This is a genomic window from Microcoleus sp. Pol11C3 (assembly GCF_036701485.1).
Classification (GTDB): Bacteria; Cyanobacteriota; Cyanobacteriia; order Cyanobacteriales; family Microcoleaceae; genus Microcoleus.
Window position 1 is genome coordinate 44,367 of sequence record NZ_JAUBQW010000011.1, and the last position, 17,752, is coordinate 62,118.

Below are 17,752 nucleotides of genomic sequence, written 5' to 3' on the forward strand. Positions count from 1 at the left end.
GCGTTTAAGGATGCGTTTAATAGAAGGAAGATTTGGCGATCGGCATCCGCCAACCGGTACCAAAAGCTCGATCGCTAATTTTCAAACCCGGGGCTGCTTGTCGCCGTTTAAACTCCGCTTGTCTGACTAATTTTACTACACGTTTAACCACCGCTTCATCGTGTCCTGCAGCGACAACTTGTTGGGCAGATTCGTGATGTTCTATCAACCGCTGCAAGATGTCATCCAAAACATCGTAATCCGGCAAAGAATCTTGGTCAATTTGTCCCGGTTTCAGTTCGGCACTCGGCGCTTTACTAATAATATTAACCGGAATAATTTCTTTTTCCTGGGGCGGGTACGGGGGCACCGCCCCTACATATCCGCCAGAATTCAGCCACCGACAAAGCGAATAAACGCGAGTTTTCGGCACATCGGAAATCACCGCCAATCCCCCATTCATATCGCCGTAGAGAGTACAGTAACCCACCGCCATTTCTGACTTATTCCCAGTCGAAAGCAGCAAATGTCCGAACTTATTAGAAATTGCCATCAACAGATTGCCTCGAATCCGCGATTGAATATTTTCCTCAGCAATCCCGAAAGTTGTGTTGACAAACAAATTGGCGAGAGTGCGATCGTAAGTTTTCATCAAATCGCCGATCGGCAATAGTTCGATCGCGATGCCCAGATTTCGGGCTAATTCCAAAGCATCATTAACCGAATGATCCGAACTGTAAGGAGAAGGCATCAACACCCCTAGAACATTTTCGGGCCCGATCGCGCCACTGGCGATCGCCGCCACCAAAGCCGAATCTATCCCGCCGCTCAAACCGAGTACAACCTTAGAAAAACCGCACTTGCGGACATAATCTCGTACTCCCAAAACCAAAGCAGCCCAAATTTCTGCATCTCCTTCTGCCGGATGAAAACTTAAATCGGTTGTGGATCGGGCAAGATGCCCGCTCCCGCCGCTGCCAACTAAATCTTGTTTAGCTGCGTCATATTCCAGCACCGCAAAATCAGTTTCAAAAGAAGCTAATACCTGAATCAAATCACCCTTTCGATCCACAGCAAAACTGCTGCCGTCAAAAATAATATCGTCATTTCCCCCTACCTGATTAGCATAAATAATCGGTATCCCGCAGCGGATGACGCTGTGCTGCAACATCGCCGATCGCACTCCCCGCTTCCCCGCAGAATAAGGCGATGCCGACAAATTCAGCACTAAATCTACACCCAATTTTGCCAAATCGGAAACAGGATCGCCCGCGTAACTGCGTTTACCCCAAAACTCCTCATTGTTCCACAAATCTTCACAAATTGTCACCCCGATTTTGAGTTCGCCAAGAGTAAAATAATTGCTGTTTTCTCCCGGTTCAAAATATCTGTCTTCATCAAATACATCATAAGTAGGCAACAAGCGTTTATGAAAAACTTTTTTTACGGCGCCATTTTGCAACAAAACAGCGCTGTTAAACAATGATTTTCCGCCGAGTTTAACAGCAGTAGCATTAGGTAAGGCAGTGCCTGCTATGACTGCCAACTCCGGCGGCAAAGCTTGCGCCAGTTGCAGCAACTGTGTACCTGCATCTGCAATGAAACTCGGATTGATTAACAAATCGCGCGGCGGATAACCGATCAGGGAAAGTTCCGGTGTTAGCAATAAGTTTGCGCCCTCAACCTCAGCTTTTTTCGCAGCCTCCAGAATTAGGTTGGAGTTGCCCAAGATATCACCAATAGTAGGATTGAGTTGTGCGATCGCAATTTTCATATCACAAAATCACTTAATAAATATTGCTAACAGTCCGCCCGCGCGGACTCACTTTCCTATAGTCCTAGATTTGAATGTATAGAAACCTTACTCAGATTTGTAATGTTTCAACTCTTCCTCAATATAATAATTTACCAAATCCCGGTAAATATTTTCAACCACATCTGGATTCAAACCTGATTCTAAAGCCCACTCGCGCCGCTGCTGTAACATAGCATGAAAGCGATCGGGCGATCTAACGCCAGCTTCACTCGTTTTGAACCTTGCTGCCGCGACGACGTATTTAAATCTCTTGCTCAAAGCATCGATAACTTCTCTATCGATGATATCAATTTCCTCCCGAACTTCGTGAATATTAGCGCATTCATCAGGGTCTTTCATAGTCTGCACTCCTTAATAGCTTCTATTCTAATGTTACTAAATTGATCCCCGAATGTCATCCAAAGAACAGCTAGATAAACACCAGTGGCTTATTTTTGAAAGGAGCAAAAGCTGCCGCATCAAAGCGGTACAAACTAGCAGGGCGGCCAGCACCGCGCGAAACCTTAACACCGGTATCGCACAAAAAACCCAATTTCAACAATCGAGCTCTAAAATTAGAATAATCAGAAAAACTTTCCCCCAAAATAGTTGTATAAAGCTGATACAAATCGCTCAAAGTAAACAGATCAGGCAAAACTTCAAAAGCTACCGGACTGTATTCAAGTTTGTTTCGGAGTCGCCGATATCCGTATTCGAGAATTTGATTGTGATCGAAGGCCAGCTTAGGAACTTGTTGCACGGGATACCAAGCAATGCCGCCGACGCGGTGGCCCACACCCGCCACTACACTCCCAGCAATTAACTCAGCTTCCTCAAAGCGAACCAAAGCAAAATAACTCACCGAAAGATAGCGATCGCCCCTGGTAAATTCGCGAGGATCGCGCCCCGGTTCCCCGAAAGTATACAATTGCTCCAGATACAGATTTTCCACCCGAATTTTCTCCGACAAAATCCGGTAAGCGGCATTTTCTAGAGACTCTCCGTGTCGCACCAAAGTACCGGGAAGACTCCAAGAATCGATAAACGGTTCGTCTTGCCGCATTACCAACAGCACCAACAAGCGGTTCTGCACGGCATCGACGGAGAAAATCACATTATCTACTCCTACTTTAAAGTCAGCTAATGAGCAACCTTCGCCCTTTTTCGTGCCTCGTGCCATGCGTACAAATGCTCCCTATTGATGTAATCTTCGATGGTCGGAGTCAAAGCTTGGGTGTCTCCTGTTTCGCGATAGAAGGTAGAAGAAACATTGGGAGCACTCAAAGATGCGATCGCCACCTCTGCACCCATGCGCCTCAACTGCCACAAATCTAATTGTTCTGACGGATAACCGGGTCGCGGTACTATTAGCAACTCCACTTGTTTTAACAATTGTTCAAATTTGTACCAGCGAGACAGTTGCCCCACCAAGTCGGAACCTATTACCAGTGTCAAATCTGCATCCGGCCACAGCAATCTTGCTTGTTCCACAGTTTCCACCGTCCTCGGACTGCTAAGTTCTGGATGCAAGCAAAGATTGTGTTTGGGCGAATTAATTTCTTGAATCATTAACAGCAGCATTGCCGATCGGTGTTCTAGAGAAGTTTGGTGCGACTTAAAAGGATTGTCCGACGCCCAAACTGCTACCCAATCAAAATGTTGGGAAAGCCAACTCAGAATTGTTTTATGTCCTGCTGTGGGTGGATCGGCACTGGTTCCAAAAAGAGCAATCTTCTGCATAGGGAATCGGTAATATCGTTAATAGTTAATGGGGAATTGTTGACTGTTGACTGTTGACTGTTGACTAATGAATACTGACTAATGACTACTGACTCTTTTTCGTTTTTTGGGTGAGAGTCTGCAAATCTGTAGAAATTTCCACCGACGGCGAAATCGGGTTGTCAAGTTGGCGAGTTTCGGGTCGAAGGCTGGCCACAGAAGCAGCAGTGCGTTTGGCGATATCCTCCAAACTTTCCTGGTTCTGGACTTGTTTGCCATCCTTGACAACCAACTCCATTAATGGTAAGTAATCATCGCTATTTTTAATAGTTTCTCCCGACAATCCCAAACAATCTCCGAGAATTTCCCCATTTTCAATATGTCTAAAAATTTGCTTTCTTCCTGGATATGTTACCTTGCCGCTTGCCTCTTTCATCACCGGAATTCCGTCAATTTCCACCAACTTATAAACACCGTTGACAGGGGAACCGCTGACCAACTTGGTTCCCAAACCGTAACCGTCAATGCAAGCACCGCTACTTTTTAATTTAGCAATTTCTCGATCGTCCAAATCGCCGCTAGCAAAAATTGGAACCCCCGGAAGGAGCGATCGAACTTCCCGAGACAGCACCGCCAAATCGCCCGAATCCAGCCGCACGCCTTCCAACTGCATTTCACCGCTGTTGACTCGATCGGCCAACATCCGCGCCGCCGCCACAGTATCATAAGTATCGATCAGCAGCGGCGCCCCCGGAAAATAGCGGTGAAAAGCTGCAAACGCCTGATTTTCGCTGCCTTCGAGGGCAGCCACAGCCATTACCAAAGCATGGGCGATCGTACCGACAGGCTTGCGGCCCAACTTCAAAGCAGCCAAAACATTAGAAGTTCCGTCGAACCCCGCAGCCAGAGCCGCCCTAGCCGCCCAAACAGCAGCTTGAGGCCCAAAAGCCCTGCGCGTCCCGAATTCAAGCAACTTAGCCTCCGGGCCCGCCACATCGCGCAGCCGCGCTGCCCGCGTCGCAATCAAAGTTTGATAATTTATGGCATTCAATAAATAAGTTTCCACTAACTGAGCCTGCCACAGAGGAGCCTCAATTCGCAGCAGAGGCTCGTTGGCAAACACCGCCGTCCCCTCCGGCACCGCCCAAACATCGCCAGTAAAGCGGGCTGTGGCGAGTAGAGTCCAAAATCGCTCTCCTGCGCCAGCAAAAATCCCCGTGGACTGCAAAGCCTCAATTTGCGACTGAGAAAACCGAAATTTCTCCAGATAGTCGAGCACTTGAGCCAAGCCCATCGCGATCGCGTAGCCAAAACCCTCTGGCAGCCTGCGCGCGAACAGCTCAAAACTCGCGGCCCGCCCGTCGAGCCCTTCCCCGACATAACAAGCGGCCATCGTTAGCTGGTAGAGATCGGTCAAAAGGCTGTAATCTGCTGAAGAAACCGTCAGTTCCCGGTCTTCTAATATTTCTTCAAAACCAGTGAGCTGCAGGCTTTCTGTGGTAGTTTTCATAAAAAAAACCCCGGACAAACTTCTTTTTTTTAATTATAGTGACAAACACCATATCTTTTTGTAAATATTTGATGAAGATTGCAGATATTTGTCGGAAAAATTCGCTGCTTATGCCCTTTAATAGCGGATTTTGGTTGATTTGTACATTAATATTATGGTAAAATCAATATAAATACTTAATTTAAGAAACTCAGGAATTAAGCATAAACACTCAAGCGTTCCGGGTTTTTTGCGAAAATATTTCGTTGTAGGCTTTGAATAGAGTTAGACAACCGGGTTTCTGAGCGTCGAAGGGCGATCGCCCTTGAGTTGAGCCAGAAAAAATCTACCAGAAAAAGGTCGATCGTCCAAAAATGGGTAATTTCTTAAATCTTCAGCTTGCTTCTATGTTGCAGACCAATAAGTAATTCAAATAAATATTGCTAAAGTCATCCATAGCCCAAAAATCCGAGTAATCTAATAAGTATCAGAACCCAGATAAGAGAGGCAGATTCTATGAATCTTTCTAAATCTTTGGCAAACGCGATGCGTTACGTTTCGGAAGCAGCGGTGCGGATTTTTAGCCCCAGCGATGACAACTATCCAAATAGTGGAGTTCAACCTTTTGAAGGTACGCTCTCCAAAAACTCTAGATCGAGAAAATGAGCCGCCATTCAGCCAGTTTCTAGCGAGTTCCGCACAGGCATTCGGTTGAACAGTCAACAGTTAACAATTAACTGTTGACTGTTGACTGTTGACTGTTCAACTGTTAATAGTAATTGATAGGTTGAGTTTCATTTCGTTCTACCCAACCTATCAATTACCAATTACCCAAAATTGATTTAGGAAAAAGGCGATCGCACCACTGCCGATCGGCACAGTCAGATTGTCAATTCCCAGCTTGGAAACCGACTCCAAAGTAGCAGCAACTAAAGCTACAACAGCCGACACAGCCCAAGTTTGCCAAACTGCGCCTTGAACCGCCAGCAAAATCAAACTGCTAACAGCAAAACTCACCAAATACATAGTTGCAGAACCTTCCCAACTCTTCTGTATTCCCCAAACTCGATAAATATGTTTGCCGTATTTCTGGCCGATGACAGCAGCCAATCCGTCGCCCCAAGTCATCACTAAAATGCCCAAAGCAGCGTATTCCGGACGTTGCAGCGGCCAAAACCAAGCCACGAGAACGCTGATACTAACAGCATAGAAAAAAGTCCCCAAACTCTTGCGGTTGATACTGTTAAGACTGGGCAAAATCGGAACTTGGTAAGAAATTAGGGCGATCGCGCCTGCTAAAATTCCCGCCGAAATCCCCACCCAACCGGGTATTTCCAGCCACCACGCCAGCAAAATCACGTTCCCAGTACCGATGTGAACCACCTTCCGCGATACCTCCGGATCGACAGAAGTAAACCGATTTAACCCTTCAGCTACCAGTAAAATCAAACCCAGCCAGATACCCACGAGGGAAATTTGCAACCACACAGTCGGAATTTCAGAAAATATAGACACGATATTTAGGAAAAACTTATTTACATCAGGCACTATTTACTACTTTAGTGGAAAGCGCGATCGCTCTGTTCGGTGTTGAGAGAATTTTCAACCGTCGCTACGGTATAATTTACTCGCTCTCCTGTGGTCGGCTTTGGAGACAAAGTGAGTTAGTCTAATAAAATTAGTCGTTTGAAGTTTTGAGAGGCTCAGAGAATCTGATTACTATGCAGTATGTCTTAATTATTCATGAAGTAGAAAATTATGACGCTTGGAAACAGGTATTCGATCGTGCTGAAAGCATCCGAAAAGAAGCTGGCGAGCGCTCCTATCAGGTCTTAAAGTATGACAATGAACCCAACAAAATTGTTCATTTCTCCGCGTGGACATCAATCGCAGATGCTAGAGCGTTTTTTGAGTCGCCTAGACTGGTTAAAATTAGAGAAGAAGCAGGAGTTAAAGCTCCTGAGTTTATTTATCTAGACCAATTAGAGTCAGGAGTTTTGTGAAAGACCTATTTGTATAATGTAAGTTGTTCAAACTATGTGATTGTGTTTTGAGTATGTACGACGGTAGCTACTACCAGCTAATGGCTGAGTACAATTGCTGGATGAATCAAAATCTATATTCGGTCTGCTCGGCTATTCCTGATGAACAGCGCAAACAGGATATGGGTGCCTTTTTTAAGTCGATTCATGGCACTTTGAATCACTTACTGTATGGGGACAAAGCATGGATGGGTCGTTTCACTCTTCACCCATTTTCTGGTACCGTTATCGGTCAAGAACTTTATGCTGACTTTGAGGTTTTGAGAGCAGAACGGGAGACAACGGATCGGCAAATTATAGAATGGTCTAGACATCTTAATCCTGACTGGTTGAGTCAACCGTTTGAGTACACAAGCAATGTAGATGGTAAATGCCGCGTGCTACCGACTTGGGTTCTGGTGACACATATGTTCAATCATCAAACTCACCATAGAGGGCAAATTACCACACTCCTCAAGCAACTTGGCTACGACCCAGGCGTTACAGATATTCCGTGGCTACCCGCTATATCAATCGGATAATTTGTGGTTGTAAACCGACACGGCAGAAGACTCGGCGGTTAAAACCTCGTCTACACTTGCCTCTCGTCCCAGCAGAGGGGGACTCAAGAAAATCAAGAATTTAAACTTGTTTCGGTGGGTTTTGTCTGTATAAACGTGATTTTAACCCCCGACTTTTCAACTCTTGCCCTGTGAGTTTTGTGTGTATAGACGCGGTTTCAACCGCCGCGTATTCTGTAGAAATCCTACGCCTTCACAACTCCCCTTTTACCAACTCCCGCACCGCAGCAAAAGCCCTCCTCCGCCACTCGACGGGCAGCAGCGACAATCCCAAACCAGCCCACATTTTCGCCGCAGAAACAGACTCTCCAGCCCGCACCATCAGGCGCCCTTTTTCAGTTTCGCCCACCTCAATCAGCCGCAAACCTAGCGCTAATTGAGTTTCTGCAATCCTTTTGAGCCTGACTGTTTCCAACTTCTCGGAATCAAACTCGTAGCCTGTCAAATAGCGCAATTTATCGCTTAAATACGGAATTGCCCGATCGACTCCTTGCTGTCCTGGGTGAAATCTATACTCCATCAACAGCTCCGGCAAATAATAGCACTTTTTGCCCGCAATCGCAAGTCTCACAAACAAATCGTTATCTTCGCAATTTTGCCAATTCGGCCGCAGAAATCCGACTTCTTCCAGCGCGCGGCGGCGAAACAAAGTCGCCCCTATTTGCAAACTTTGTCTCAGAAAAACTGTGGAGAGCAAATCTTCAATAATTCCCGCCGACAACTCGGTGCGGCCCCAGCGCTGCGAATTGAGTTTAGTCTGATTTTCGTCAATATAATTATTAATGTCGATCACCCAGTGATCGGTACTGACAAAATCAATGCTGGGGTCTTTATCTAAAATAGCAGATGTCCGCTCTAGAAATTGCGCGCTCAGGCGATCGTCATCGTCAAACTTGATAAAATATTCGCCCCTTGCCGCCGCAAAGCCCGATCGCATATTATTACTCTTGCCGATATTCTGCGGGTGCCGAATGTAGCGAATCCCGCGATCGACAAATTCCGACATCAACAGAGGAGTGCTGTCAGTAGAACCGTCATCACAGATAATTAACTCAAAATCTGTATAAGTTTGATCTAGCACACTGGCGATCGCACAAGCCAGCAGATGCACTCGATTGTAAGTAGGAATGCAAACGCTAATTTTCGGCACTAACTTAGACCATTTTAGATTTTAGATTTTGGATTTTAGATTGCGGACAAAGGAAGACAATCATTTATTTTATTGTATTTTTAATATCTCCTAGATAACTAAAGCTTTCTCTCCTAGATCATAACTAAAGCCTTCTTACTTCCTCCTTCTTACTTCTTCCTTCCGTTACATCCGTTACATCCGTTAAAAAATCCGTTGCCGAACTTCTTTTTTTAACTCAAACGAGCCGTACATTCGAGAATTAACTTTTGATTCACCAAAGCAAAAGGCTGAATTTCCAAAGCGCGACGAAAAGCTTGAATAGCATTTATGTATTCTCCCAAGGCAGCGTAGCACAAACCTAGACCGTGCAACGCCCCAAAATGCACCGGGTTCAGTTTGAGGACGATTTGGCAGTCGTCGATCGACTTTTTATAATTTCCTTGGGTATAGTGAAGTACGGCGCGTCGGTTCCAAGCTTCAGCAAAATCCGGCGCTTCCGCAATCAGTTTCGTCAGCAAATCCAAAGCGTGGTGAACATCACCTGCATCCAGCGAAACTTGCGATCGCCTGAGAATTTGCATCCCATACTCACCCTTCTGGTTAAACCAACTGCGCCACAGTTCAGTAGTTGCCCGATCGCGCACGGTTTCGTCGGACTTTTTCAAGTCTTCGAGCAGGGCCTTAACAGATAATTCGTCCATAGGTGCGAAGATTGTTAAAAAGATTTTATCAATCAATTTTATCGCGCAAGCGGCAACTTTATTTATCCCACATCCTATGAAGATTTTGATGCTTTCCTCAACTTTTCCCTATCCACCAAGCCGCGGAGGAACTCAGGTAAGGACGTTTAATTTATTGCAATACTTGAGCCAGCGGCATGATGTAATTCTCGGCACTGTGCGATCGCCCGATGTCACCGACTCACAAATCGACGCATTGCACCAGCAAGTTACAGAATTAGCAGTTTTCGAGACTTCTACCACACTTTCAACCGGCATCGACGGAAAAATCCACAGATTCAGTCAATTTTTGTTGTCCGGGACGCCTCCGAACGTACTCTCAAGCTACTCCCAAGCAATGCAGAATTGGGCAGACGAATTGGTAACAGCAGGCAAATGCGATGCTGTCACCTGCGAACACAGCGTTAACGAGATTTACGTGCGTCCAGAATGGCGACAAAAAGTGGTGACAGTGGTAAATATTCACAGTTCCGTTTGGGGAACTTGCAGGGAAATGTTAGCAACCGGCACTTCGGAAAAACCCCTGCGCGATCGACTGAATTTACCGCTACTCGCCCGCTACGAAAAACGCTACTGTTCCAAATTCTCCCGCATTGTTGCGACAACATCCACAGACAGAGAGCAACTCCTAGAATTGCTGTCGCCTCCGGTTCGGGTGCGAGGAAAACCAGATTTTTTTGTACCTCCCATAGATGTAATTCCTAACGGCGTGGATTTAACTCAATTTCCGTACCGATCGATCGATCCGGGAGGACACACCTTAATTTTTGCAGGCGCAATGAACAATTTGCCCAATATTGACGCGGCGCGGTTTCTCAGTTTGCAAATACTGCCGCCTTTGCAGCAGCGGTATCCTGATGTCACCCTCACCCTAGTCGGGGCTTCGCCAGTCCCGGAAGTGCTCGCCTTGGGGAAACTCCCGGGAATTCAAGTAGTAGGTCGGGTGCAAAGGGTGGCAGAATATTTGCATCAAGCTGCTGTTTGTGTGGTGCCGATGCGGATTGGTTTTGGGATTAAAAATAAAACTTTGGAGGCGATGGCTGCGGGAACTCCCGTGGTTGCTAGCGATCGAGGTTTGGAGGGTTTAGCCGTCGATGGCGGGCTACAACTGATCAGGGCCTTGCGGGCCAACAAAGTTGAGGAGTATGTTGAGGCGATCGCCAGTTTGTTTGAAAATCAGCAGCTAAGACAGGAGCTCTCTGTCAACGCTCGATCGCTCGTTGAAAGCCAATACACTTGGGATATCATAGGTCGGCAGTACGATCAGCTATTGCAATTTTAAACTCTAAATTCTAAAATCTAAATTCTAAAATGGCATGATGGAACACAAAATTAACCCCTCAAAAAATCGAGCCTTACCCCCAGAAAATCGCAAAGTTGCTCCTCCTCCGACAAGACGCCGTCGCCAAACCCGACGCCCCAAAAATCTTCAAGAGTCCCAGCTTCTAATACCTACTCCCCCAACTCGCGCCAGATATCCCTGGAAAAGACTGATAGCTAATTTGACAGCCCTCAGCATCTTGGGTGGCTGTGCAGCTTTAATGGGAGGCGGCGCTTGGCTGAGTTATCAGCTAATTGTCGATCCCAATGGCAACAAGTTGATCTCTCAGTTTGTGCCGGAATGGTCGCGCCTGCCTACAGGTAGCAGAGATTCTATCCAAACTCTCGATCAAATCAAAGCCAGCATCCGCAAATTGGGATTCGTCACCGGAGAACCCCTGCCTCTTCCCGTCGCTCAATCCGGCGATAATTCTATTTCCGATTTGCTATTGCCGGTGATGGTAGAAAGAACTGTCAAGGCTTCTACTGTTTGCAAAAATCCTTGCCGTCAAATTGTCGAACTTCGGGTGTACAAGCGCGTGCAGCTTCCGGATCGCAGTTCCGATAAAGAGCAGTATTTTCAGCTAGCAAGTTCTGTGAACGTAGAAGGCCCTGCGGAATCTTTTGTCATGGCTTCTTTAGCTGACTCTACATCTGACAATCAAGCCTCGAATCAGTCCCTACCCCTAACAGAACTGCGCCGCTTTGACGGAAAGCCCCCCGCCTCGGGCATTTGGTTTAATGTCAGCGGTAAACTGGTGCGCGGCGACAAGAAAATTCCCTACGGACAAGTCGTTCGCTACAACCCCAGCCAAAATCATTTAATCTCGCTTTTGGATTGGGTAAGTGCGGCCGGACAACCGCCGAATTGGCAGCAAATTGTTAAGGGTTCAAATCCCCAGTTGGCGATCGACCAAACAGTTGGTTTAGAGCCGCAATTTACCCTTTATCAAATTGGCCCGCGCAAATTTTTGCCGAACCCCGTTCAGTTAACGGCGATTTCTTTAGAAGAAATTGCTTTGAATGACGAGACTTACAAAAATGGGCTGCGACTGGCGAAAAGCGGGCTGTGGTCTCCAGCATTAAATGTCATGCGTTTGGCGAAGGGGAAAGCCGGCAAAAATTGGCCCGCAGTCGCGCAAGCTCAGCTAGAAACGATCGAATTTCACGCTAAAATTACTCGGGCTCAGGCGATCGCATCTTGGGCCAGTCCCGGTCAACAAGTTCTCGCAGAATTGATCGACGGCCGCTGGACTGAAGCTTTGCAAGTATTTGAAGCCGATCCGAGCAACAGTCACGAAATAGCCACAACCCTCAAAAATGACGGCGGGCGGATCTGGAACCGCATAGACGCCGCCTTGAGAGTGAATGCCGCTGACGCCGATGTCAAGGCTTGGGGCGCCCTGATTGTAGCGTCTCAAGACGGAACTCGCGAGGCGATGAATTGGCTCGACCAGCAATCAGATACTGACAGCGAAACAAGAAGTCGAATTCGGAATTTAGTCAACAAACTTGAGGAAGCAGTTTCTCAGGCTGAAAGTTTAGAAGCCCACAAAAGTCAAATTATGGGTTCTGCTACTTTAATTAACAGTGTCAATCCCGCTGAGTGGCTGGAACCCGAACCTAACAACGAGTTAAAATTGGCGGGAGAACAAGTTTGGTATCAGGTGCAAGTAGCGAGTTTTTACGACGGTAGCCGTTGGGTTAATTCGCCTTTTTCAGATGTAGAAGTGCGCTCTTTTCCTGCTACTCAAGTCAAGTGGCTCTGGGGGCGGCTGGGCTTGCAAGCTGACCCCAAGATTAAGATTGAGGTAGCGATGGCAAACGGTCAACAAAGAGTTGCTGTGGGAACAGTCAAAGCAGTGCAAATTCAAGACGGAAGTCTGCGCTTGCTGGCGGCCGTTGACAAGCGATCGTGATCGGGCAGAAAGCATTCGGCAGAGGGAACAGTTCTAGACGCACTCTTGACACGAAGAAACCGGGTTTTTTTACCGTTTCTGCCGATTGCAACAGAAGTATTTTCGTAAAAAAACCCGGCTTCCTTCCACCCGTCGGTCCAAAACTAGGAATAAGGAAAATGCTTTCTTCTCCCCCTCGCGTAAGTAACTCCGAAAGAGGCGCAATCTCAAAACTCTTCCCCTCCCCACTTATCGCTCTTGGACAACAATGCAGACAAAAATTTTGTTAATTAATTAACACAACTTGCGAACAAAAAAACCAGATATCTCAAATTGCGCCCTTTTTAGAGAGTGCTGCAATCATCTGCCGTTTCACCGCTTTAGCCCAAAGCTCAAACTCCAAACTGTTGATATTCTGAATTCTCACTTCCTCAACAGGCTGAGTTGGGGCTTCTTTCTGTGCTGTAGTCTCCATTGTTTTTTTCCCTCGTCCCAAAAAATGTTAGTAGTCGATCGCAAACGGTTAGCATCATACATCTATTTTAATAACTAATTCTTGCAATTAATTACACTAAAGGCAGAGAATTTAACCATCAAATGCAGTAAATACATCTAGATTATGCAATTTACGAATTTAATGTAAGAAAACTCTATAACCATTGTTATATATAGGTTTTTCCTGACATTAAAATTTTACAATTTACATTGTATGGCACTATCAAACCAATGCTTATGTTAGTAAACTCATTTTTAAATGAATGTATTGGCATATACAGCAGAAAATAATTTTATTGAATTCACATAGTGCCGTAAAGCCGATCGCCCGCATCTCCGAGTCCGGGTACAATATAGCCGTGCTCGTCCAAACACTCGTCAACTGCCGCCGTATAAATCTGCACGTCAGGGTGTTGTTGGTGAAAGTGCTTAAGTCCCTCCGGTGCCGCCAGCAAGCACAAAAATTTAATAGACTTGGGATTAACTTCTTTCAGCCTATCTACTGCCGCGACTGCTGAATTACCAGTAGCCAACATCGGATCGACAATTAAAACATCTCGCTGTTCGATATCCTGGGGAACTTTGAAATAATATTCGATCACCATCCGAGTTGTCGGATCGCGGTACAAACCAATATGTCCTACCCTCGCAGACGGAATCAGCTCTAAAATACTATCTAACAGTCCCTGACCGGCGCGCATAATGGAAATAATGACAATTTTCTTTTCTGCAGCCAGCACCGGTGCATTCATTTTGGCGATCGGCGTTTCTATTAGTTCGTATTTTAGCGGCAAATCTCGCGTCACTTCATAGGCTAGCAGCATTCCAATCTCTTTCAGCAGTTGGCGAAATTTCGCCGTGCTCGTTTGAGTTTGCCGCATGAGAGTTAACTTATGCTGTATCAAAGGATGGTCGATGACAGTAACTTTAGCACTCATTTTTTTGAATAATTAATTTGCTTTATTCTAACTGATCAGTCATCGAGGCATTCTTGACGCAAAAAAAACAGATTTCTGCAGCACCCGCGTCCTGGACTACTTATATTAAACCCCTATTGAAAACACAAATACCGCGCGAATAAAATTCGATCCTACAATTGCTTTCGTCCGCCCATGGCAACACTAAGTATGCGAGGTTGAAAAATCGACAAATATGTCATTATCTCGTTTCCTCTCCTTCCTACACTCTTCCTAAGAACGCATATCCGGGCCCAAAAGCCTCCCCACTGGTTTCGCTGTCTCGCGCTCCATCCAAGCCCATTAACACATATCCCGAGTTTCGCGCCGAAATTTTCCGGAACTTTTACCAACAGATATGAATCTTAAGAAGTATCAACAGAAAACATATTTTTTCGATTAATTCACTAATCGAAAAAACCTGACTAGGAAGTCCATATGAGGTTATAAGCTTGGCTTGACTGGCTTTTCATCTTTCAACATGAAGGCGGTTCTATCCAACTTTAAAACCCATTACCGAAATTCAGTTCCATTTTTTGAGGGTGCTCCTAACACACAACTGAACTTATTAAGGAGAACATCCATGAAGTTTGTAAAACTATTGCTAGCTACGGCATTAATGACGGCTTCTATCAGCCCGGCCTTGGCTGATCCTGCCGTTCAAATTTTAGGTGCAAGCTATGGCGGTAGCGGTTGCCCTGATCGCTCTGCCAGCGTCAGTGTCAGCCCCGACGGTCAAGAACTCACCATCCTATTTGATAAGTTTGCAGCCCTGGGAAATGTCTCAGCAGAAACCCGAAAAAGCTGCAATCTGAGCATTCCCATCAAAGTACCCCAAGGCTTCCAAATTTCTATTTACGATGCTGATTATCGCGGCTACGTTGCTCCTAAAACCACAGGCAACCTGCGAGCAGAATACTTTTTCGCTGGAGCCCGCGGCCCAGTTTTTAATCGGAATTTGAGCGGCGAAACTAACTACAATGTTCGAGATAGCTTAGCCACTGTAGCTAATGTTTGGTCTCGCTGTGGCGACAGTGTAAATATGCGAGTAAATGCTTCGATGACAGCCCGCGGTGCCGGCACGGCAACCGTTGACTCCTTCGATTTAGCTCATCGCGGTTTAGTTTATCACGTCAAATATCGCACTTGCCGCTAAGCAGCTTGTGGCGAGTGTAGTGTGAGGTATAGTTTTCAGGTTTAAATTTTGAATTTTAAGTTGGAAGAGGGAATAATTTTCCCTCTTCCTTCTTGCTTCTTGCTTCTAAAACACAGTGCCGTCACTTTCAATCTGAATTGGGGGCCCTCCACCAGCCCTCAATTCGCCCGCAATTTTCCGCCCCGCCGCCCAAGTTCCTCCTTGCAAAATCTTCACCAGCGGCAATTCTGTCGCACTCAAATGCAGCTTTTCTCGAATAGCTGCGGCAATTTTATCTAAAAGATTGACAGTGAGCGATCGCCATTCTACTATAACTTCCGAACCCGGCAAGTAACTCTGCTCAAAAATAGCCGAATCTTTTGCCTGCAGCAGCCCGATATCCAAACACAAACCGCCGTTACGATACTCCGGCAATCCCGTTAACTCATCCAATCCGGCGACTTCTAAACCCAGTTCTTGCAGCGGTTCCAACAGCGAATAAGTCAACCACTGCGATAGTTTGTGAAACGGCACGAATTCATCTCCCAGATTTTCTCCTGTCAAAGCTCGATGCCGCCAAACATCGCCTAAATTAACACCGGCAATTGCATATCTTCCCGGCCAAATTTCCCCAAAACCCGTCAAAACAGCCTTCAATACTTCAGAAGCATTCACCGTTTTGACTCCAGAAACCCGACTGTCGAGCAAGTATTTTGCCAAATTGCCGGGACGGGGGTTTTCGCTACCAAACAATAATGGATGCTGGCAAACCGCATTTCCCAAACGCTGCAATAATTCTAATCTGCCTGTTAAACCCACTAGCGGATTGTCTCGACTTACCTGAAATCCTGCCGCTAAGGTTTCTAGTTTTAATTGAGAAAGTCCCCGGGAATCAGCTTGCCAAGGAAAATCGGGATTGCTGGAAAAAATACCTTGACAAAACATCCGAAAAGTGGCTACCGCCAACCCTTCAGAACGGCGGTAAACTTCTCCGGTTTCTGCTTCGCAATACTGCCAATTTCCACCGGCACCGGCATCGAGCAAAACGCTGACAATTGCTAAATCAAATTTGATCTTAGCTTGCTCTATGAGTGTAAATTCTGCTAAAGCTGCATCCAATTCAGCGATTCGCCGCAAGTTGCCCGCTTCAAAATGCCGCCAGCGACTGTGGAAGGGAATGTTAAAATCGGGATACTGTTGGCGCGTTGTGTCGATTACATAATTTGCTGCTTTGTCGAGTTGGGATAAATCGACGCGGAAGTAGCAGAGTTTATTTTCCGAGGCTAAATCAAAAAGCCGATCGCACTTTTGGCGAATCGCAGCCGGCGTTCTCAGATATTCTACAGTCTCAAGTTCAATATTGTGCAACTTCATGCAACCAAACACCGATAAACATCGTTTTCTTGAAAAAAGTCAAACTGACTATAATCTAAAAGATTATCTAAAATCGCATTTTTATCGATTTTTATCAGTTTATATTCCCACTTCGACCCGCTGACTTCGCGTTTTATTTGATCGGAAACTATGACCGAATTTCTTTCTCTACCAGGAGATACTATTTTACTTAAATCTTCCAGTCGGTCGGCTATATGAATATCTTTTCCGTAAGTGCAAGACCTAAATATATATAAATTTCCCTTAGCAACTCCCACCGACAAGCCGCAAGGTATTTGATTGGCGTGAATAAACAGTTTCCAATTCTCGCACAAACTTTCCATTGCCGCTAACGCTGAGTGAGATTCCGGGAAAGTCAACAAATGCGAATCCCCAACAATACTCCGAATCGTACCGCCGTATTCTTCGCAAATTGTTTTTTCAAAAGTATCAAAGTTGGTGAGCAAATATTCCACGTCTTTGATAGAATTAGATTCTTGATAAGCAATAAAACCTCTCAAATCTGCTTTAATTATTGCTTGATTTTTTATAATTCGCGTTTTGTAACTTTGGTCAACTTTGTAAACTTTTTCAGGTTCGCTCATTCCTTTTAAAGAAAACTCGTTGACAAAAGACGTTTGCACTTCTGCTTTGTTGAGCGCCAGCCATGCTGCTTGGGACAAATATATTTCATCTGGCGGAGTTACTGATTCTATGCGCGCTGTTAAATTCACCGTATCGCCAAAGATATCTTTATCTTGATGCAAGACATCTCCTAATGTAATGGACACGCGGATAGCCAATCGTTCGTCGTTCGCCTTGCTAGATTGTTGCGATCTCAATTCTTGCTGCATTTCTAGGGCTGCTACAGCCGCTGCTGTGACGCTGGGAAAAATCATCCAAAATGAATCACCTTCCCCTTTAATCACGCTGCCTTCATTTCGGGTGCTAATATCTGAAATAAAAGTTTTATGCTCGTTTAACAAACTACTTAAGTCCGACTGAGATAATTTTTTGACTCTGACGGTATATCCGCAAATATCTGTTTTTACGATCACAGTTGAACGCAAATTAGCCATAACCTACCCTGACTGATCAAAAACCAGCAATAAATTTTA

The 17,752-nt window shown here is 45.7% G+C and carries 18 protein-coding genes; 6 read left to right on the plus strand and 12 right to left on the minus strand.

The annotated features are described in order from the left end of the window. Positions 1 to 16 precede the first annotated feature (16 nt). The 5 genes from QUA40_RS05035 to QUA40_RS05055 all read right to left on the minus strand — a co-directional run bounded on the left by QUA40_RS05035 (position 17) and on the right by QUA40_RS05055 (position 5,003). Positions 17 to 1,753 (minus strand): NAD+ synthase, encoded by a 1,737-nt coding sequence (locus QUA40_RS05035; RefSeq protein WP_333122324.1) that lies wholly within the window; start codon positions 1,751 to 1,753, stop codon positions 17 to 19. Positions 1,754 to 1,840: 87 nt separating this feature from the next. Further along, the gene (locus QUA40_RS05040) at positions 1,841 to 2,134 is read right to left on the minus strand and encodes an isochorismate lyase (protein WP_332985588.1); all 294 of its coding nucleotides are present in this window, start codon (positions 2,132 to 2,134) and stop codon (positions 1,841 to 1,843) included. A 70-nt stretch (positions 2,135 to 2,204) separates the two neighbouring features. Then, positions 2,205 to 2,954: an NrtR DNA-binding winged helix domain-containing protein gene (locus QUA40_RS05045; RefSeq protein ID WP_333122327.1), complete on the minus strand. Its 750-nt coding sequence runs from the start codon at positions 2,952 to 2,954 to the stop codon at positions 2,205 to 2,207. Further along, on the minus strand, positions 2,915 to 3,514 hold the full coding sequence (locus tag QUA40_RS05050) for a nicotinate-nucleotide adenylyltransferase (protein ID WP_333122330.1): 600 nt from the start codon (positions 3,512 to 3,514) through the stop codon (positions 2,915 to 2,917). The genes QUA40_RS05045 and QUA40_RS05050 overlap by 40 nt, the downstream gene beginning before the upstream one ends. 85 nt (positions 3,515 to 3,599) lie before the next feature. Next, entirely contained in the window at positions 3,600 to 5,003 is a 1,404-nt protein-coding gene (locus tag QUA40_RS05055; protein WP_333122333.1) for a nicotinate phosphoribosyltransferase, read from the minus strand. A 495-nt stretch (positions 5,004 to 5,498) separates the two neighbouring features. Between QUA40_RS05055 and QUA40_RS05060 the strand changes: the two genes are divergently transcribed. Next, a complete protein-coding gene (locus tag QUA40_RS05060) occupies positions 5,499 to 5,648 on the plus strand; it encodes an isochorismate synthase (RefSeq protein WP_333122335.1) in 150 nt (49 codons plus the stop codon). Between the two features lie 150 nt (positions 5,649 to 5,798). Here the strand turns inward: QUA40_RS05060 and QUA40_RS05065 are convergent, their stop codons facing one another. Then, entirely contained in the window at positions 5,799 to 6,497 is a 699-nt protein-coding gene (locus tag QUA40_RS05065) for a diacylglycerol/polyprenol kinase family protein (RefSeq protein WP_445301123.1), read from the minus strand. A 206-nt stretch (positions 6,498 to 6,703) separates the two neighbouring features. Here QUA40_RS05065 and QUA40_RS05070 point away from each other — a divergent pair, with 206 nt between their 5' ends. Both QUA40_RS05070 and QUA40_RS05075 read left to right on the plus strand, forming a co-directional pair. Further along, positions 6,704 to 6,985 carry an antibiotic biosynthesis monooxygenase gene (locus QUA40_RS05070; RefSeq protein ID WP_190656064.1) on the plus strand — a complete coding sequence of 94 codons (282 nt, stop codon included), beginning with the start codon at positions 6,704 to 6,706 and terminating at the stop codon, positions 6,983 to 6,985. Positions 6,986 to 7,038: 53 nt separating this feature from the next. Further along, positions 7,039 to 7,545: a DinB family protein gene (locus QUA40_RS05075; RefSeq protein WP_333122337.1), complete on the plus strand. Its 507-nt coding sequence runs from the start codon at positions 7,039 to 7,041 to the stop codon at positions 7,543 to 7,545. Between the two features lie 232 nt (positions 7,546 to 7,777). On the opposite strand, the gene QUA40_RS05080 is transcribed toward QUA40_RS05075, so the two are convergent. Both QUA40_RS05080 and QUA40_RS05085 read right to left on the minus strand, forming a co-directional pair. After that, positions 7,778 to 8,734: a glycosyltransferase gene (locus QUA40_RS05080; RefSeq protein WP_333122339.1), complete on the minus strand. Its 957-nt coding sequence runs from the start codon at positions 8,732 to 8,734 to the stop codon at positions 7,778 to 7,780. A 212-nt stretch (positions 8,735 to 8,946) separates the two neighbouring features. Further along, entirely contained in the window at positions 8,947 to 9,417 is a 471-nt protein-coding gene (locus tag QUA40_RS05085) for a tetratricopeptide repeat protein (protein WP_333122342.1), read from the minus strand. Between the two features lie 76 nt (positions 9,418 to 9,493). On the opposite strand from QUA40_RS05085, the gene QUA40_RS05090 reads away from it, so the two are divergent. Beyond that, positions 9,494 to 10,738 (plus strand): glycosyltransferase family 4 protein, encoded by a 1,245-nt coding sequence (locus tag QUA40_RS05090; RefSeq protein WP_333122344.1) that lies wholly within the window; start codon positions 9,494 to 9,496, stop codon positions 10,736 to 10,738. A gap of 34 nt (positions 10,739 to 10,772) precedes the next feature. Next, positions 10,773 to 12,695, plus strand: a complete 1,923-nt coding sequence (locus QUA40_RS05095; protein ID WP_333122347.1) for a hypothetical protein — start codon at positions 10,773 to 10,775, stop codon at positions 12,693 to 12,695. A gap of 307 nt (positions 12,696 to 13,002) precedes the next feature. On the opposite strand, the gene QUA40_RS05100 is transcribed toward QUA40_RS05095, so the two are convergent. Both QUA40_RS05100 and upp read right to left on the minus strand, forming a co-directional pair. Continuing rightward, positions 13,003 to 13,149, minus strand: coding sequence for a hypothetical protein (locus QUA40_RS05100; protein ID WP_333122350.1), 147 nt, complete (start codon positions 13,147 to 13,149; stop codon positions 13,003 to 13,005). Positions 13,150 to 13,471: 322 nt separating this feature from the next. Beyond that, positions 13,472 to 14,107, minus strand: a complete 636-nt coding sequence (upp, locus tag QUA40_RS05105; protein WP_333122353.1) for a uracil phosphoribosyltransferase — start codon at positions 14,105 to 14,107, stop codon at positions 13,472 to 13,474. Between the two features lie 601 nt (positions 14,108 to 14,708). Here upp and QUA40_RS05110 point away from each other — a divergent pair. Beyond that, positions 14,709 to 15,281: a DUF4360 domain-containing protein gene (locus QUA40_RS05110; protein WP_333122356.1), complete on the plus strand. Its 573-nt coding sequence runs from the start codon at positions 14,709 to 14,711 to the stop codon at positions 15,279 to 15,281. Between the two features lie 105 nt (positions 15,282 to 15,386). On the opposite strand, the gene QUA40_RS05115 is transcribed toward QUA40_RS05110, so the two are convergent. Further along, positions 15,387 to 16,634: a URC4/urg3 family protein gene (locus QUA40_RS05115; RefSeq protein WP_333122359.1), complete on the minus strand. Its 1,248-nt coding sequence runs from the start codon at positions 16,632 to 16,634 to the stop codon at positions 15,387 to 15,389. Further along, the gene (locus QUA40_RS05120) at positions 16,631 to 17,713 is read right to left on the minus strand and encodes an adenylate/guanylate cyclase domain-containing protein (protein WP_333122362.1); all 1,083 of its coding nucleotides are present in this window, start codon (positions 17,711 to 17,713) and stop codon (positions 16,631 to 16,633) included. The genes QUA40_RS05115 and QUA40_RS05120 overlap by 4 nt, the downstream gene beginning before the upstream one ends. Between the last annotated feature and the right edge of the window lie 39 nt (positions 17,714 to 17,752).

Coding starts and splice junctions, on each gene's coding strand:
- QUA40_RS05090 (WP_333122344.1), top strand. CDS start 9,494: ATGAAGATTTTGATGCTTTCCTCAACTTTTCCCTATCCACCAAGCCGC.
- QUA40_RS05040 (WP_332985588.1), bottom strand. CDS start 2,134: ATGAAAGACCCTGATGAATGCGCTAATATTCACGAAGTTCGGGAGGAA.
- QUA40_RS05085 (WP_333122342.1), bottom strand. CDS start 9,417: ATGGACGAATTATCTGTTAAGGCCCTGCTCGAAGACTTGAAAAAGTCC.
- QUA40_RS05100 (WP_333122350.1), bottom strand. CDS start 13,149: ATGGAGACTACAGCACAGAAAGAAGCCCCAACTCAGCCTGTTGAGGAA.
- QUA40_RS05075 (WP_333122337.1), top strand. CDS start 7,039: ATGTACGACGGTAGCTACTACCAGCTAATGGCTGAGTACAATTGCTGG.
- QUA40_RS05110 (WP_333122356.1), top strand. CDS start 14,709: ATGAAGTTTGTAAAACTATTGCTAGCTACGGCATTAATGACGGCTTCT.
- QUA40_RS05070 (WP_190656064.1), top strand. CDS start 6,704: ATGCAGTATGTCTTAATTATTCATGAAGTAGAAAATTATGACGCTTGG.
- QUA40_RS05035 (WP_333122324.1), bottom strand. CDS start 1,753: ATGAAAATTGCGATCGCACAACTCAATCCTACTATTGGTGATATCTTG.
- QUA40_RS05120 (WP_333122362.1), bottom strand. CDS start 17,713: ATGGCTAATTTGCGTTCAACTGTGATCGTAAAAACAGATATTTGCGGA.
- QUA40_RS05060 (WP_333122335.1), top strand. CDS start 5,499: ATGAATCTTTCTAAATCTTTGGCAAACGCGATGCGTTACGTTTCGGAA.
- QUA40_RS05050 (WP_333122330.1), bottom strand. CDS start 3,514: ATGCAGAAGATTGCTCTTTTTGGAACCAGTGCCGATCCACCCACAGCA.
- upp (WP_333122353.1), bottom strand. CDS start 14,107: ATGAGTGCTAAAGTTACTGTCATCGACCATCCTTTGATACAGCATAAG.
- QUA40_RS05115 (WP_333122359.1), bottom strand. CDS start 16,634: ATGAAGTTGCACAATATTGAACTTGAGACTGTAGAATATCTGAGAACG.
- QUA40_RS05045 (WP_333122327.1), bottom strand. CDS start 2,954: ATGGCACGAGGCACGAAAAAGGGCGAAGGTTGCTCATTAGCTGACTTT.
- QUA40_RS05055 (WP_333122333.1), bottom strand. CDS start 5,003: ATGAAAACTACCACAGAAAGCCTGCAGCTCACTGGTTTTGAAGAAATA.
- QUA40_RS05095 (WP_333122347.1), top strand. CDS start 10,773: ATGATGGAACACAAAATTAACCCCTCAAAAAATCGAGCCTTACCCCCA.